This is a genomic window from Mycobacterium sp. ITM-2016-00316 (genome assembly GCF_002968335.2).
Classification (GTDB): domain Bacteria; phylum Actinomycetota; class Actinomycetes; order Mycobacteriales; family Mycobacteriaceae; genus Mycobacterium.
This window is the reverse complement of the sequence record NZ_CP134398.1, coordinates 4,241,626-4,255,829: the sequence shown is the minus strand read 5'-3', so window position 1 is coordinate 4,255,829 and position 14,204 is coordinate 4,241,626. Positions and strand designations below refer to the sequence as shown.

Genomic DNA, 14,204 nt, shown 5'->3' with positions numbered 1-14,204 from the left:
TCGTGCAGATCCTCGCCGGCGATCTCCCGGCCACCGTGGCGGTCCGCTTCGGCGACCAGATCCAGACATTGCTGGACGACGAAGGTGGTGTCGACGCACGGTTCGCCTCGGGCCGCGCCGGGCGCTACGACGTGGTCGTGGGTGCCGACGGCCAGCACTCCGGGGTCCGCAGGCTGTCCTTCGGTCCCGACTCGGGGTGTCTACGGCACCTCGGTGTGTACTTCGCCCTGGCCGACCTGCCCGGCGACCGGCAATCCGACTGCGCGAACGTCATCTTCAACGTCCCCGGTCGGATGATCGGCCGCTTCCGATACGCGGACAGGAGCGTCGCGGTATTTCAGTTCCTCTCGGCGGCAATCGATGTCGATCACCGTGATCTGGCCGGGCAAAAGCAGCTCCTCATCGAGGCGTTCGCCGGCCAGCGGTCCTGGAGGATCCCGGAACTGCTCGACCCAGCTCGTGCCGATCCCGCGTTCTTTCTCGCCGCCGCAAGCCAGGTCCTCTTACCAACCTGGCACCGTGGCCGGGTGGTCCTGGTCGGAGACGCCGGGTACTGCCCATCCTTCCTGTCCGGCAGGGGGACCTCGCTCGCACTCAGCGGAGCAGTCTTCCTCGCCGAAGAACTCGAACGGTGTGGCGCGGACCATGCCGCGGCATTCGCCCGTTATCAGGACCGCTTGCGGCCCCATGTGATTTGCGCGCAGAACCGGGTCCACGCCGGACGCGACCGCATGTTGCCTGCCACCTGGGATGACATCGCCGCACGCAACCGCGCACTACGGGCGCGCGAGAACGCGCCGTGACACCCGAGACGCACTGGAGTGCGCGACTCGCCCTCTGGGCGGCCGTGCTGACGCTCGCCAACGTTCTCGCCGATGTGGCGATCGGGTCGCCACTGATGGTTCTGCCTCAGCTGTTGGAGCGCTTCGACACCGACCAGGCCGCATGGCTCAATGCCAGCGCCATGCTCGCCGGTGCGATCTGGTCGCCGCTGCTCGCCAAGAGCTCCGATCTCTTCGGCAAGCGTCGTGTTCTCGTCGGCACCTTGCTGGTCTCCGGCGGGGGAGCGCTGGTCTGCCTGACCGCGTCCAGCCTGTGGGTCTTTTTGGTGGGCCGCCTCCTGCAGGGCGCGGCCTTCGCCGCGGTCTTTCTCACCGTGGCTCTGGTGCTCCAGATCTGTACCCCGCCCATCGCCATGGCGGTCGTCGGGCTCGTGACATCGGGGTCATCCATCGTGGGCATTGTCGAACCCTTCTTGATGACACCGGCGATCGAGGCGTTCGGCTATCGCAGCGTGTTCGCCGTATCGGCGCTGCTGGCAGCGACGGCTGCGCTGTGCGTGCGGTGTCTCATCCCCGAGTCGCCGATCCGCGGCAGCGGTCGCATCGACGTGCAGGGCGGACTGCTCCTCGGCGGTGGACTCGGCGCGGTCCTGGCCTACGTCAGCCTCGGCAAGGATTTCGGGTGGGCAGCGGCGGGCATGCTCACGCTGCTGGCCGCGGGCGCCGCGGCCTTGTCCGGCTGGGCATTGCTCGCGATGCGGTGCGAAGACCCCATCATCGACATCCGCGCGCTCACGCGACCCCTCCTGCTGACGTTGGCGGCGCTGGTGCTGGCCGCCGGTGCGTTCCGCAGCATGCTGCAGCTGATCAGTCTCGTGGGGCAGGTGTCTCCCGAGCGGGGGCTCGGCTACGGCCTGGGCGAGGGTGGGCCTATCGCAGCCCTGTTCGCCGCACCCAGTATCGGTATCGCCATCGGTGGCATCAGTGCCGGTTGGCTTGCCGGCCGCTACGGCCCGGCGTTGCCTTTGCTCGGCGGCATCGCGGTGGGAGCGACGGCGACGTTCGCCATGCTCGTGGGTGTCGCCGCGCTCCCGCTGGCGATTGCCTGCGGCACGTTGCTCGGACTGGCGGCCGGTGCAATCGGCACCTCTGGTTTCAACCTGGCAACCGGTCTCGAAGCGCCCGAGCGGCAGGGCACGATCGCGGGTCTGGTGTCGGTGGTTCTCGCCATCGGTTCGGTGGTGGTGAGCTTCGCCGGGGCCGAAATCCTCAAAGCGCATGCCGGCCTGGAAACCCCGCCCGGTGACCCGGCGGTCAGCACCGCGGCGGGTGTGTACCTGTACGTGGTGATGGCCGGGCTGCTCTTTCTCCTGGCTGCAGTGCCCGCGACCATGTTGGCGGAAAAGCGACATTCATGTGTGCCTCCGGTGGCCGGCGGGCAGCCAACCTGAGCGCCTCCTCAGCGACCGTTGGCCACACTGGAGGTGTGTCGGGGCTTCCGTCGCCCACCGATCCCGTACGAGCCAAGGAGTCGTTGCACCATGACCTCGCCCGATGAGGCCATCCAACTCGACGGTGCGGCGGGATGGGCCGTCGATCTCATGGAGACCATGGGAGGCCCCGGAGCAGGCCTGGCCATCTTCGTCGAGAACCTTTTCCCGCCGATCCCCAGTGAGGTGATCCTGCCGATGGCGGGCTTCGCCGCCCGCCTCGGTGAACTGTCGGTGTTGAGCGCGATCGTCTGGACCACCGCAGGCTCGGTGCTCGGCGCCTGGATGTTGTACGCGCTGGGTGCGTGGTTGGGCCACGACCGGATCCGCCGGATCGTGTCCCGGATGCCGCTGATGGACGGCGACGACGTCGACAAGACCAGAGCCTGGTTCGAGAAGCACGGTCACAAGGCCGTCTTCTTCGGGCGCATGCTCCCGCTCTTTCGCAGTTTCATCTCCATCCCGGCAGGGGTCGAGCGGATGAACTTCGCGATGTTCACCGGGCTCACCACGCTGGGCAGTGCGATCTGGAATTCCGTCTTCGTGCTGGCCGGCTACCTGTTGGGCGCGAACTGGCACCGCATCGACCCGTATGCGGCCGCGCTGCAATACGTCGTGCTCGCCGCCACGGTCATCGGCGTCGGCTGGTTCATCCGTTCGCGGCTGAAGCGCCGTGCCCGATCGGATCCTGCTGGGGATTTCTCGCCCGCGAAGTAGGCGGCCGCTGCTATAACCGTGGTGGAGGTGCAGCGATGCCCGGTGGTGCGGTTTTCATAGGACGGGTCGGCGCGCTGGCGGTGGCACTCGGCGTCGGCGCCACAGTCGCCTCCGGAGTCGCATCGGCGGACACCGGCGATCAGGGCTCGTCACCGCGCGCCACGAGCAGCTCGGATTCGGACTCGTCGAGCGCGTCGGCGCCCGGGCGCGAAGCCAGAACGCCGGCGCCCGCACGGAAAACAGGCGTGCGGACAGCCCGCACGGTGCGCACCCAGGCGACGCCGGAACGTTCCGAGCCGGAAGAGGCACTGAGGCCGGCCGTCCGGGCGAGCAGCGAACCCGAAGCGGAGCTGAAGGCGGCGCCCGTACCGACAGTCACCGATACCCGGTCCTCGGATCGCCCCGTCGAGCCCGTCGAGCACCCGGCGGCGCTGGCCGCGCTCGCAGCGGCCCGCCGGGAGGTCGGACACGAGGCGCAGACCGCGTTGACCTCGGTGGCGGACAGCCAGACAACCAGTGCGGCCGCCGTGGCCCCGGTCAGCCCGCTGGGCACCTCCGATCAGCTACGGGCCGAGAAGCTGGCGAATCGCATCGCGAATTCGCTGCCGGTGAAACTGATGAAGCTGGTGTTGCGGTCCGGGTTCACCTGGGCCGCCGAACGGCAGTTCGATCGCGTCGACGGGCCCGATCAGGAGAACATCGACCGCCTCAACGCCGCGGTCGATGCCTACGCCATGGCCTCGGCGTTCCAACAGCAGCTGCTGAACTCCAACAAGCCGACCGTCGTCATGCAGGTCGCGCCGCCGCATGCCTGGTACGGCCAGAATGCCGGGGCCTCCCGGATCCTGTACGACAACCCCGACACCATCTACCGCTTCATGGGCGTCAACGGGGCGTCGTCGTACGTGATCACCGGCAAGTTCGCCGATCTGGCCAACCTGCCCGCCGACACCAGCTTCAGCGTCCTGACGGGCCTGACCGGTAACACCGCCGCCGTGCTCACCAAGGATCAACTGGTCATCGGGGACGACGGCACCTTCACCATCACACTTGACAAGACACCGGCCAACGGTCGGCAGAACCATCTCCAGCTGACCAACGACACCACCATCGTCGCGACGCGGAACACGCTGTCCGACTGGGCCAATCAGCAACCGATGAGCCTGGAGATCACCCGGGTGGGTGGCCCACCCAACAGCCTGTTCAGCCAACTCGGTGGGTTTGCCATCCCGGGTATCGGCCCGGCGGTGGCCCGCAGCAAGCTGCTGACCACGCTGGTCTCGTTGGTGCCCCCGCTGCCGTTCGTGCCGACGGTGCTCCGCGGCGCGGTGACCGCAATCATCATGGCCCTCGGTGTCCAGCGTGAGGCGACGTACATGGCCGTTGCGACCACCGACCCGACCACCGGCGAACGCATCGAACCCAATGTGCTGAAGAACCCGACCCGCAATGCGGAATTCCTCGCCACTCAGTTGCAGAGCGCGGGCTACTTCCAGCTCGCCGACGAGGAGGCGCTGGTCATCACCATCGACCGCGCCGGTGCCGGGTACTTCGTCGTCCCCGTCACCGATGATTGGACCATCACCAAGGACTATTGGAACGAGCAGACCAGCCTCAACAACGTCCAGTCGGTGGCCGACGATGCCGGCAACACCACCTATACCCTCGTCGTCTCGCCCAGCGACCCCGGCGTCGCGAACTGGGTGTCGACCGGCGGCCTCAATCAGGGCACCATCTCGATCCGCTTCCAGGACATCGACCCCGACGTGGCGCAACTGCCGACGGTGAGCGCCCGGGTGGTTCCGCTGAGCGAACTGGCGTCGGTACTGCCCCCCACCACGCAGTACGTCACCCAGGAACAGCGGGCGGCCCAGTTGGCCACCCGCAAGGCAGGATTCGACAACCGGTTCGCCCCGTATCCACAGCAGTAGCGCTACTCTGCAGGCGTGTCCCGCCAGGTCCAGCGTTACCTCGACCAGATTCGCGAAGAGTTCATCGGGGTCGACGACGGGAAGCTGGCCGACTATATCCCCGAGCTGGCCCGGGTGGACCCGACCGCTTTCGGGCTCTCGCTGTCATCGGGGGACGGATTTGTCTACGAATCCGGCGATGCCGCAGTCGAATTCACCATCCAGTCGATATCCAAGCCGTTCACCTACGCGCTGGCGCTGGACAGGTGCGGGCCCAAGGCAGTGGACGCGAAGATCGGGGTGGAGCCCTCGGGTGAGGCGTTCAACGAGATCAGCGTGGACCGGTCCACCAAACGGCCGAAGAACCCGATGATCAACGCGGGCGCCATCGCAGCGGTCTCGCTGGTCCCGGCGTCCTCGCCCGATGAGCGGTTCGCGCTCATCCAGGACTACTACTCGGCATTCGCCGGTCGCCATCTCGAAGTGGACGCCGAGGTATACGCCTCGGAGAAGGCGACCGGCGACCGGAACCGCGCAATCGCCTACATGCTGGCCAGTTTCGGTGTTCTGGACGATCCGGACGACGTGCTCGACGTGTACTTCCGGCAGTGTTCGCTGAAGGTGAGCGCGACCGATCTGGCCCGGATGGCGGCCACGCTGGCGCGCAACGGGGTGAACCCGCTGACCGGCCGTCGCGTCACCGATGCCGCGGTGGTGCGCCGAACCCTGTCGGTCATGGTGACCTGCGGCATGTACGACGCGGCGGGGGACTGGGTCAGCGCGGTCGGCATGCCCGCCAAGAGCGGGGTCGGCGGCGGCATCCTGGCGGTGCTGCCCGGCCAACTGGGTATCGGCACCTACTCGCCGCTGCTCGACGCCAAGGGCAACAGCGTTCGATCTGTGCTGTTGTGCCGCAGGCTCTCCGAAGAGCTCGGGCTGCACTTCCTGACGGTGTCCCGGGATGCGCGGGCCACGCTGCGGGCCGTCTACGAGCCGCACGACAACATCCGCGTCTACGAGGCCCACGGCGATCTGCTGTTCTGCGGTGCCGAACAGGTGGTGCGCACCGTCGACCGCGGCTGCGAGGACTTCGTGGTGGGAATCCTGGACGTATCACGGGCCGACGATGTCGACGACGCGGCCAAGGCACTGCTGTCCGGGATGAGCACCGCCTTGCACGAACGCGGCAAGGCCGGATTCATCGTGGACCCGGACCGGCTGGTGATCGGGGAAGGTTCGGAGTTCGAGAGCGTCCGCTACCCCACGGTGGAGGATGCCGTGGATGCCGCGGAGACCTTCGTCCGCGCACAACTCTCAGGCGGGTAGCGCCAGCCGGGTCGGCTGATCGAGGCCGCGCAGGCGCACCTGCTCACCCAACGACCAATGCGCGCTTTCGGTTTCGCCTGCATTGGCCAGGGTGTCCGATGAGGCCACCAGATGGCCGGGGACGGACTTCGCATGCTCGCAGAGCCGGGCCGCCTCGTTGACCGGCTCGCCGATCACGGTGTACTCGAAGCGCTCCTTGGCGCCCACGTTGCCCGCCACCACCTGGCCGGCGGCCACCCCGATGCCGGCGTCGAGTTCGGGCACCTCGGTGCGCAGTCGGGCCGCCATCGCCCGGGCCGCCGACAGCGCCTCCTCGTCGGCGTTCTGCAGTGACACCGGTGCACCGAACACCGCGAGCACCGCATCGCCCTCGAACTTGTTGACGAAGCCGTGGTGCTTGTCCACCTCATCGACGATGACGGCGAAGAACCTGTTGAGCAGTTCGACGACCTCGACGGCGGGCCTGCTCGACACCAACTGTGTGGAGCCGATGACATCGACGAAAATGACCGCGGCATGCCGTTCCTCGCCACCGAGTTCGGGCTGTTCCTTCTCGGCGAGCAGGGCGACCTCGCGGCCGACGTGGCGCCCGAACAGGTCGCGGACGCGTTCGCGTTCCCGCAGACCCGACACCATCGAGTTGAAACCCCGTTGCAGCTGGCCCAGTTCGGTGCCGTCGAAGACCACCAGGTTGGTGTCCAGGTTGCCCTGTTCGACCCGATTGAGCGCCGAGCGCACCACTCGCACCGGAGTCGCGGTCAGCCACGCCAGGATCCACATCAGGATGAAACCGAAGGCGAGCGCGAACAGCGCGAGAATCATCACCGCGACGGCGAACTGGGTGGGTGAGACGATCGGCACGGTGAGCGTGATGATCGCGGCCAGCAGGATGCCGAGCACCGGCACGCCGGAGCCCAGCGCCCATACGGTCAGTGTTCGTCCCATGATCCCGGGGGCGAAGCGGCGCGGTGGCGGCCCGACCTCGAGTGCCTGGGCGGCGACCGGGCGCAGCGCGAATTCGGTGAACAGATAGCAGCTCGCCGACACGACGATGCCCGGAAAGCTGATGCCGAGCAGCACCTTTGGGATGTAGTTCGAATCCTGCAACCCGTAGAGCAGGGTGAGCACGATGGTGCCGCCGCCCCACAGGGCGAGCAGGACGCGGCTCAGCCGCCAGGGCGCGAAGAAGGTGTTGCGCTGGTCCTCGGGCGTCGGTTCGCGCTCTTCGAGTGCCCACCGGACGTTGTTGATGACCCGGTTGGTCGCCCAGATGACGCCCACCACGAAGGCCAGCACGATGTAGGCGGGGGCCACCGCGAAGGTGATCCACAGGACCCGCGAATCGAACACGCTCGGCACCGGGAACGTGACGGTGACCACCAGGCACGCGACCACGACCCCGATGAGGTTCGCGCCCAGCACGACGGTGGTGAGGATCAACTGGATGCGGACACGGCGGCGCTGCTGGCTCTCCGAGACGCGCCCGAGGATCCACGAGCCGTACTCCGGTGTTCCCGTGACGCGGCCGGTCTGCCTCGTCATCCGCTCGAGGACCAGGCCGAGACGTTGGGCCGCGCTCTTCTTGTCCGTCATGGTGGCGTCAGCCTAGTGAACCGACGGCCGCAATCTAAGGTGGTTGAGTGCGTCTCGTCATCGCCCAGTGCACCGTCGACTACGTCGGCCGGCTCACGGCACACCTCCCGTCTGCGCGTCGTCTGCTGCTGTTCAAGGCCGATGGATCGGTGAGTGTGCATGCCGACGATCGCGCCTACAAGCCGCTGAACTGGATGACCCCACCGTGCTGGACCACAGAGGAGCTGACCGAGGGGACAGCGCCGGTCTGGGTGGTGGAGAACAAGGCCGGTGAACAACTGCGCATCACGGTGGAGGATGTCGAGCACGACTCCAGCCATGAACTCGGCGTCGACCCGGGACTGGTCAAGGACGGCGTGGAAGCCCACCTGCAGGAGCTGCTCGCCGAGCATGTCGAGTTGCTGGGTACCGGATTCACGCTGGTGCGCCGCGAGTACATGACGGCGATCGGGCCCGTCGACCTGATGTGCCGCGACGAGACCGGCCGCTCGGTGGCGGTCGAGATCAAGCGCCGCGGTGAGATCGACGGCGTCGAACAGCTGACCCGCTATCTGGATCTGTTGAACCGCGACACCGTGCTGGCGCCGGTCAGCGGTGTCTTCGCGGCCCAGCAGATCAAACCGCAGGCCCGCACCTTGGCGGTCGATCGTGGAATTCGTTGCGTGATACTCGATTACGACAAGATGCGTGGCATGGACAGCAACGAGTTCCGGTTGTTCTAGTGGGCGGCGCTATCTGATGGGGCGCAGGCGGCCCGACCGTCGTGCGGACAGACCGGTGCCGCAGTGGGTGTCGCAGCGGCGCGTGGAATCCGGCCCGGACGGCTACGACTACGAGGTCAAGACGGTATCGGCGGCACGGGCGACCAAGGCCTACCGGTGCCCCGGGTGCGATCACGAGATCGCACCCGGTGTTGCGCACGTGGTGGTGCTACCGGTGGAGTACGGCGATATCGAGGACCGCAGGCACTGGCACACGTCCTGCTGGAACAACCGGGCCACTCGCGGCCCGACCAGACGCTGGTCCTAGTGAGCGGCGTCGGCGTGGGGTTCGACGAGTTCGATGAGCACGCCGCCGGCATCCTTGGGGTGGATGAAGTTGATCCGCGAGTCCGCGGTACCGCGACGCGGCGCGTCGTAGAGCAGCCGCACACCGTCGGCGCGCAACCGCTCCGAGAGGGCGTCGATGTCACTGGTGCGGTAGGCCAGCTGCTGCAGGCCCGGTCCGCGGGTGCTGATGAACTTGGCGATCGTGGAGGTCTCGTCCAGCGGAGCCAGCAGCTGGATCTGGGCGCTGTCCTTGGCCGAGCCGCGCACCGAGAGCATGGCCTCGCGGACGCCTTGGTCCTCGTTGACCTCCTCGTGCAGCACGATCATGCCGAGGTGGTCGTGGTACCACTTGATGGCCGCATCCAGATCGGGCACGGCGATACCCACGTGATCGATCGCGGTCACCAGCGCGCTGGCAAGCGCCGGGCGGGCATCGACGTGGTCGGTGGTCATAAAGTAAAAATAACCCGATAGGGCACATTTTGCGCCTGTGTGATGGGCCACACCCTGGCTTCTCAAAGCTTTACAGACTTCTTGGAGGATGGAAATGACGACCTCGGTCATCGTTGCGGGAGCACGTACGCCCGTCGGCAAGCTGATGGGCTCGCTGAAGGATTTCTCGGGTAGCGACCTCGGCGCCCTCGCGATCAAGGCCGCTTTGGAGAAAGCGCAGGTCCCGGCGTCGCTGGTGGACTACGTGATCATGGGCCAGGTGCTGACCGCCGGTGCCGGGCAGATGCCCGCCCGTCAGGCCGCCGTCGGCGCCGGGATCGGCTGGGATGTGCCGTCGCTGACCATCAACAAGATGTGCCTGTCCGGGATCGACGCCATCGCCCTGGCCGATCAGCTGATCCGCGCGGGGGAGTTCGAGGTCGTGGTCGCCGGAGGCCAGGAATCCATGAGCCAGGCCCCGCATCTGCTGCCCAAGAGCCGTGAGGGCTTCAAGTACGGCGACACGACGCTGGTGGATCACCTGGCCTACGACGGCCTGCACGATGTGTTCACCGATCAGCCGATGGGCGCGTTGACCGAGCAGCGCAACGATGTCGATCAGTTCACCCGCGCCGAGCAGGACGAATTGGCTGCGCAGTCACATCAGAAGGCCGCGGCCGCCTGGAAGGACGGCGTCTTCGCCGACGAAGTGGTACCGGTGCAGATCCCGCAGCGCAAGGGTGACCCGATCGAGTTCAACTCCGACGAGGGCGTCCGCGCCAACACGACTGCGGAGTCCCTCGGCGGGCTACGGCCCGCCTTCCGCAAGGACGGCACCATCACCGCCGGTTCGGCCTCGCAGATCTCCGACGGCGCGGCCGCGGTCGTCGTGATGAGCAAGGCCAAGGCCACCGAACTCGGGTTGAGCTGGCTGGCCGAGATCGGTGCGCACGGTGTGGTTGCCGGCCCGGATTCGACGCTGCAGAGCCAGCCCGCCAACGCCATCAAGAAGGCCATCGCGCGTGAGGGCATCACCGCCGATCAGCTCGACGTCATCGAGATCAATGAGGCGTTTGCCGCGGTGTCGCTGGCGTCCACCAAGGAACTCGGTGTCGACCCGGCGAAGGTCAACGTCAACGGCGGCGCCATCGCCATCGGTCACCCCATCGGCGCCTCGGGTGCCCGCATCACGCTGCACGCGGCGCTGGAGTTGGCGCGGAAAGGCTCGGGCTACGCCGTCGCCGCGCTGTGCGGTGCGGGTGGGCAGGGTGACGCGCTCATCCTGCGCCGTCCCTGACCGCTGAGAATGTGCTCAGTTTGAGCAACGACGCAATGTAGTAGCTGACCGCCCGCTGCGGCACAATGACGCTCATGGCAAACAACTATGACGTCCGCAGCGTGGCGGGCTGGTTCCGGATCGTGGCGATCGCCGAGGCGCTCAGCTGGGCCGGTCTGCTGGTCGGGATGTACTTCAAGTACCTCGGTTCCCCGCAGACCGAGATCGGTGTGAAGATCTTCGGACCGATCCACGGCGGCATCTTCATGGCCTTCCTGGTCGGCGCTCTGCTGGTCGGGATTGCGCGTAAGTGGAACGTGGTCACCTGGGCACTGGCGTTGCTGGGCAGCATCGTGCCGCTGGGAAGTGTGATCTTCGTCATCTGGGCCGATCGGACCGGCCGCATCGGTGGACGTACCGTCGCTGCCGACAGCGGTGAGGACGTGCCAAACTTGGTGGCGTGACACGTCCACGCCCTTCCGTCGGACCGGCCCTGGCCGGTGCATTCGATCTGTCCGCACTCAAGCAGCCGCCGCCACCGCCACCCGGTGCCGCGGCGCCCGCCGAGGTGACCGGTGCCATCCAGGTCACCGAGGCGAACCTGGAAGCCGAGGTGCTGGTCCGTTCCGGTGAGATCCCGGTCGTCGTCCTGTTGTGGACCCCGCGCAGCGACGCGAGCGTGCAATTGGGGGACGCGCTCGGCGCGCTGGCGCAGGCCGATGGCGGCACGTGGTCGCTGGCGATGGTGAATGTCGACACGACCCCGCGGGTGGCCCAGATGTTCGGCGTGCAGGCGGTGCCCACCGTGGTGGCGCTGGCCGGCGGTCAGCCGATCTCCAGCTTCCAGGGTCCCCAGCCCCCCGATCAGTTGCGTCAGTGGATCGACTCGCTGATCAGTGCGACGGCCGGCAAGCTCAGCGGCGTTCCCGAACAGCCCGAGCAGGCCGACCCGGAGTTGGAGCAGGCCCGGGCCTACCTGGACGACGGTGATTTCGACGCGGCTCTGACTGCCTACGAGTCCATCCTGGCGGCCAAGCCCAACGATGCCGAGGCCACCGGCGCTGTCCGGCAGATCAGGTTCCTGCAGCGGGCGACGACCCGCCCGGTCGAGGCGCCCGCGCTGGCCGATGCGGCTCCCGGCGACGCCGAGGCCGCCTTCGCCGCCGCCGACGTCGAGATCCTGCAACAGAACATCGAAGCCGCCTTCGATCGGCTGATCGCCTTGATCAAGGCCACCGCCGGGGACGAGCGCACCGCCGCCCGCACCCGGCTGATCGAATTGTTCGACCTGTTCGATGCCGCTGATCCGGAGGTCATCGCGGCCCGCCGCAAGCTGGCGAACGCGTTGTACTGAGTTCTCTTTCTGCGCGAGCAGACACATATGGCCCCTACTTCGCTGGAAGTAGGGGCCATATGTGTCTGCTCGCCGGGTTACTGCTCCAGTTCGAACCACAGCGCGGCCAGGGGCGGCAGCGCCATGACCGCGGACGCCGGGCGGCCGTGCCATGGCTCGGCCGACGCCTGCACCGATCCCAGATTGCCGATACCGGACCCGTTGTAGATGGTGGCGTCGGTGTTGAGCACCTCTCGCCACGTCCCGGCCTGCGGCAGACCCAGCCGGTACTGCGCATGCTCGTTGCCGGAGAAGTTGAACACGCAGGCCAGCGCTGATCCGTCGTCGCCGAAGCGCAGGAAGCTCAGCACGTTGTTCGCCGAGTCGTTGGCGTCGATCCACGAATAGCCGTCGGGCACGGTATCGCGGGACCACAGCGCCCGGCGGTTGCGGTAGAGCGCGTTGATATCGGTCACCAGGTTGGCGATCCCGGTGGAGAAGCTCTGCTCGGACAACTGGTACCAGTCCACGCCGCGCTCCTCGGACCATTCCGCGCGCTGGCCGAACTCCTGGCCCATGAACAGCAGCTGCTTCCCCGGGTGCGCCCACTGGTAGGCCAGTAGCCCGCGTAGGCCCGCCGCCTTGTTGTGGTCGTTGCCCGGCATCCGGCTCCACAGCGTGCCCTTGCCGTGCACCACCTCGTCGTGGCTGATCGGCAGCACGAAGTTCTCACTGAACGCGTAGAGCATCGAGAAGGTGATCTCGTGGTGGTGATAGCTGCGGTGAATCGGGTCACGCTTGATGAATTCCAGCGTGTCATTCATCCAGCCCATGTTCCACTTCATCGAGAAGCCAAGGCCGCCAAGGTTGGTCGGTCGCGTGACGCCAGGCCATGAGGTCGATTCCTCGGCGATGGTGACGATGCCGGGGGTCACCTTGTGCACCGTCGCGTTCATCTCCTGCAGGAACTGAACCGCCTCCAGGTTCTCCCGGCCTCCGTAGATGTTCGGCGTCCAACCGTCGGCCGGCCGCGAATAGTCCAGGTAGAGCATCGATGCCACCGCGTCGACCCGCAGGCCGTCGACGTGGTACTCCTGCAACCAGTACAGCGCGTTCGCCACCAGAAAGTTTCGGACCTCGGGGCGCCCGAAGTCGAAAACATAAGTGCCCCAGTCGAGTTGTTCGCCGCGACGAGGGTCGGAATGCTCATACAGAGCCGTCCCGTCGAAGCGGCCCAAGGCCCAGGCGTCCTTGGGGAAGTGCGCCGGTACCCAGTCGATGATCACCCCGATCCCCGCCTGGTGCAGCGTGTCGATCAGATAGCGCAGATCGTCGGGACTGCCCAGTCGCGGTGTGGGCGCGTAGTACGACGTGACCTGGTAACCCCAGGAGCCGCTGAACGGATGTGCAGCCACCGGCAGCATCTCGACGTGGGTGAAACCGTGCTCGACGAGGTAGTCGGTGAGTTCGACCGCGAGTTCGCGATAGGTCAGGCCCGGCCGCCACGACATCAGGTGCACCTCGTAGGTGCTCATCGGTTCGAAGACCGGATTGCGCAGCGCGCGCCCGGCCATCCATTCGTCGTCGTTCCAGGTGTAATCACTGGTGTTGACCCGCGAGGCCGTCCGCGGCGGAACCTCGGCGGCGAAGGCGAACGGATCGGCCCGGTCGCTGACCGAACCATCGATTCCGTGGACCCGGAACTTGTAGAGGCCGTCCTCGGGAAAATCGGGCCAGAACAGTTCCCAGACTCCGGTGGAGCCCAGCACGCGCATCGGCGCCTGACCGCCATCCCAGTGATTGAATTCGCCGATCAGACTGATGCCCTTGGCGTTCGGTGCCCAGACCGCGAACGAGTAGCCCTCCACCACGCCGTCGGGTGTGGTGAAGCTGCGGCGGTGCGCGCCCAGGGTCTCCCACAGCCGCTCGTGGCGGCCTTCGGCGAACAGATGCAGGTCGATCTCGCCCAGGGTGGGCAGGAACCGGTAGGCGTCGGCGACCGTGATGGCCGGCGCGCCCGGATACTGCACCTCGAGGCGGTAGTCGATCAGCTCGGTGAACGGCACGGCGCCCGCGAACAGCCCGGCCTCCAGGTGATTGAGCGGGTAGCGCTCGCCGCCGACGAGCGCGGTCACCGATTCGGCATGCGGGCGCAGCGCCCGGATCACCGTGTGGTCGCCGTACTCGTGGGCGCCCAGGATCGAGTGCGGGTCATGGTGCTCACCGGCGCTCAACCGGTGCAGATCGTCCGCACCGGGGCGCAGATGAATGCTGGTGTTGGTTTGAGTCACGATGT

Annotated in this window: 13 protein-coding genes; 10 read left to right on the top strand and 3 right to left on the bottom strand. The window is 67.1% G+C overall.

Translation table 11 applies throughout. The features are described 5' to 3' along the window. Positions 1-2: 2 nt before the first annotated feature. From C6A86_RS20445 to glsA, 5 genes are all read left to right on the top strand, one after another. Positions 3-803, top strand: a complete 801-nt coding sequence (locus C6A86_RS20445) for an FAD-dependent monooxygenase (protein WP_199196208.1) — start codon at positions 3-5, stop codon at positions 801-803. After that, positions 800-2,233 (top strand): MFS transporter, encoded by a 1,434-nt coding sequence (locus C6A86_RS20440; RefSeq protein ID WP_105363613.1) that lies wholly within the window; start codon positions 800-802, stop codon positions 2,231-2,233. The genes C6A86_RS20445 and C6A86_RS20440 overlap by 4 nt, the downstream gene beginning before the upstream one ends. Before the next feature lie 90 nt (positions 2,234-2,323). Further along, positions 2,324-2,989, top strand: coding sequence for a DedA family protein (locus tag C6A86_RS20435; RefSeq protein ID WP_105363614.1), 666 nt, complete (start codon positions 2,324-2,326; stop codon positions 2,987-2,989). Positions 2,990-3,024: 35 nt separating this feature from the next. Then, the gene (locus tag C6A86_RS20430; RefSeq protein WP_105363615.1) at positions 3,025-4,920 is read left to right on the top strand and encodes a hypothetical protein; all 1,896 of its coding nucleotides are present in this window, start codon (positions 3,025-3,027) and stop codon (positions 4,918-4,920) included. Between the two features lie 15 nt (positions 4,921-4,935). Further along, positions 4,936-6,225: a glutaminase A gene (gene glsA / locus C6A86_RS20425; protein WP_105363616.1), complete on the top strand. Its 1,290-nt coding sequence runs from the start codon at positions 4,936-4,938 to the stop codon at positions 6,223-6,225. On the opposite strand, the gene C6A86_RS20420 is transcribed toward glsA, so the two are convergent. Beyond that, on the bottom strand, positions 6,214-7,818 hold the full coding sequence (locus C6A86_RS20420) for an adenylate/guanylate cyclase domain-containing protein (protein ID WP_105363617.1): 1,605 nt from the start codon (positions 7,816-7,818) through the stop codon (positions 6,214-6,216). The two genes, glsA and C6A86_RS20420, sit on opposite strands and share 12 nt — an antisense overlap. A 47-nt stretch (positions 7,819-7,865) precedes the next feature. On the opposite strand from C6A86_RS20420, the gene nucS reads away from it, so the two are divergent. Both nucS and C6A86_RS20410 read left to right on the top strand, forming a co-directional pair. Continuing rightward, positions 7,866-8,540 carry an endonuclease NucS gene (nucS, locus tag C6A86_RS20415; RefSeq protein WP_105363618.1) on the top strand — a complete coding sequence of 225 codons (675 nt, stop codon included), beginning with the start codon at positions 7,866-7,868 and terminating at the stop codon, positions 8,538-8,540. Positions 8,541-8,556: 16 nt separating this feature from the next. After that, a complete protein-coding gene (locus C6A86_RS20410; protein WP_105363619.1) occupies positions 8,557-8,847 on the top strand; it encodes a hypothetical protein in 291 nt (96 codons plus the stop codon). On the opposite strand, the gene mce is transcribed toward C6A86_RS20410, so the two are convergent. Continuing rightward, a complete protein-coding gene (gene mce, locus C6A86_RS20405; protein WP_105363620.1) occupies positions 8,844-9,320 on the bottom strand; it encodes a methylmalonyl-CoA epimerase in 477 nt (158 codons plus the stop codon). The two genes, C6A86_RS20410 and mce, sit on opposite strands and share 4 nt — an antisense overlap. A gap of 94 nt (positions 9,321-9,414) precedes the next feature. Here mce and C6A86_RS20400 point away from each other — a divergent pair, with 94 nt between their 5' ends. The 3 genes from C6A86_RS20400 (at position 9,415) to C6A86_RS20390 (ending at position 11,929) form a co-directional block, all read left to right on the top strand. Beyond that, positions 9,415-10,596 carry an acetyl-CoA C-acetyltransferase gene (locus C6A86_RS20400; RefSeq protein WP_105363621.1) on the top strand — a complete coding sequence of 394 codons (1,182 nt, stop codon included), beginning with the start codon at positions 9,415-9,417 and terminating at the stop codon, positions 10,594-10,596. A 65-nt stretch (positions 10,597-10,661) separates the two neighbouring features. Continuing rightward, positions 10,662-11,039, top strand: a complete 378-nt coding sequence (locus C6A86_RS20395; RefSeq protein WP_105363622.1) for a DUF3817 domain-containing protein — start codon at positions 10,662-10,664, stop codon at positions 11,037-11,039. Further along, positions 11,036-11,929, top strand: a complete 894-nt coding sequence (locus C6A86_RS20390) for a tetratricopeptide repeat protein (protein ID WP_199196209.1) — start codon at positions 11,036-11,038, stop codon at positions 11,927-11,929. The genes C6A86_RS20395 and C6A86_RS20390 overlap by 4 nt, the downstream gene beginning before the upstream one ends. A gap of 77 nt (positions 11,930-12,006) precedes the next feature. Here C6A86_RS20390 and glgB read toward each other — a convergent pair whose 3' ends face one another. Further along, positions 12,007-14,199 carry a 1,4-alpha-glucan branching protein GlgB gene (gene glgB / locus C6A86_RS20385; protein ID WP_105363623.1) on the bottom strand — a complete coding sequence of 731 codons (2,193 nt, stop codon included), beginning with the start codon at positions 14,197-14,199 and terminating at the stop codon, positions 12,007-12,009. Positions 14,200-14,204: the final 5 nt, after the last annotated feature.

Bases quoted from the DNA above. Each gene is read 5' to 3' on its own strand.
- mce (WP_105363620.1), bottom strand. From the start codon at position 9,320: ATGACCACCGACCACGTCGATGCCCGCCCGGCGCTTGCCAGCGCGCTG.
- C6A86_RS20435 (WP_105363614.1), top strand. From the start codon at position 2,324: ATGACCTCGCCCGATGAGGCCATCCAACTCGACGGTGCGGCGGGATGG.
- C6A86_RS20410 (WP_105363619.1), top strand. From the start codon at position 8,557: ATGGGGCGCAGGCGGCCCGACCGTCGTGCGGACAGACCGGTGCCGCAG.
- C6A86_RS20420 (WP_105363617.1), bottom strand. From the start codon at position 7,818: ATGACGGACAAGAAGAGCGCGGCCCAACGTCTCGGCCTGGTCCTCGAG.
- C6A86_RS20395 (WP_105363622.1), top strand. From the start codon at position 10,662: ATGACGCTCATGGCAAACAACTATGACGTCCGCAGCGTGGCGGGCTGG.
- C6A86_RS20400 (WP_105363621.1), top strand. From the start codon at position 9,415: ATGACGACCTCGGTCATCGTTGCGGGAGCACGTACGCCCGTCGGCAAG.
- C6A86_RS20430 (WP_105363615.1), top strand. From the start codon at position 3,025: ATGCCCGGTGGTGCGGTTTTCATAGGACGGGTCGGCGCGCTGGCGGTG.